Genomic DNA, 1,300 nt, shown 5'->3' on the forward strand with positions numbered 1-1,300 from the left:
CCTGCGGCCACGCCGGATTGTCCGTCCGCGAGGGTGTGAACAATAAGGTTCTGCAGCAGTCCGAGCGTCTCGATGGAGTCGGCCAGACCGCGAACGCTGTCCACGGAATAGGGGATGGAGCGCACGTTCAGCGGGGATTTAACGAGATCGGACAGCGGAACGTACTCGACCGCAGCGGCCTCAAGGGCGATCTTCAGGGCAGCCTCCTGTGCCTTCGTAATTTTTTTGCTGCTCGCTTTTTTGGGTGCTTTTGCTTTAACATCGGTTACTGACATAGTTGATACCTCACTGATTGATGATTGTCCGGCCCTGCGGAGTTACCGCTCCGGCAGGGCACCTTCTTATTTACTGCTGTTTACGAATACCGTAACGTTCGATGTAACGGTTGAGCCATTTCCCGGTATCCGCTTCAAAATTCCACGCGCGCCAGACCATTACGCCGTTCTGACGAACGACCAGACGAAAATGTGTACCCTGACCGTCCTCAATTGCCACGTTGGTGTACTGCGCCGCAACGACCTCAGCCTGTTCGCGGGTAAAGGTGTCGTCGGGTAAAACCGCCAGCGCCTCGCTCATGTTGCCCCTCCTTCTGAACCTGTTTTGCTTTTAAAAAACCATCACCCGTTGAGTTGCCGGGGCCGCGGTTTTGACTTTGTGCGGGGACCTGCTGAACCTGCCCCCTGGATATAACCTTCACCCGTTTGAGAGCCGTTCGCCGCAAGGGCGTAAACGAGCACGGCCCGGTGCAGATGTCCGGGGGTGAGCGGGAAATTTTTTTCGGCCTAATGAAGCGGCAGCGGAATGGCCGGGAAAAATTTATTGCGAAAGGCCCTGCCGTCCCCTGGACAGCAAGACGGGTTGTGCTTGTCTCAGCCCCGGCGAATGGACTCAAACGGGTGATACGGGTACCAGGGGAAAGGAGCAGGCACCCGCCGCAACGACGAAGAGCGCGGGCGCGAAACGGCGTTGCCCCGCAGAGTGCCGGCAGTCCTTCGCCGGCACGGTGAAAGCGGCGCGGCCGGAACGGTCGCAGCAAGCGCTGCTGTTGACCCTGACCTCAGACATCAGACACTAGCCGTCAGGCCCGAAACCGCGTTGCGGGTTCGGCGGAGCTTACCGCGTCTTTTCGCGGTTAGCGGAGTGTGGCTCGACGACTGGCCAGCTTTGCTGGTCAGGAGCCGAAGGGGTCCAGTGGTGTTATGCCTTTCTTATCGTTCCAGGCGTTCGACGGTGGCCAGCAATTGCGGATAGGTCGCTGACTGACACTTTTCGTACAGTGATTTAGCTGCGGGTATCCCTT

Annotated in this window: 2 protein-coding genes; both read right to left on the reverse strand. The window is 58.3% G+C overall.

Annotation, left to right across the window (positions count from 1 at the left end):
• On the reverse strand, nt 1–275 hold a 275-nt coding region (locus ABD361_RS30340; RefSeq protein WP_344440188.1), incomplete at its 3' end, for a ParB/RepB/Spo0J family partition protein.
• A gap of 70 nt (nt 276–345) precedes the next feature.
• The gene (locus tag ABD361_RS30345; protein ID WP_344440190.1) at nt 346–576 is read right to left on the reverse strand and encodes a DUF905 domain-containing protein; all 231 of its coding nucleotides are present in this window, start codon (nt 574–576) and stop codon (nt 346–348) included.
• Nucleotides 577–1,300 lie beyond the last annotated feature (724 nt).

This window comes from Streptomyces luteosporeus (genome assembly GCF_039532865.1).
Taxonomy (GTDB): domain Bacteria; phylum Actinomycetota; class Actinomycetes; order Streptomycetales; family Streptomycetaceae; genus Streptomyces; species Streptomyces luteosporeus.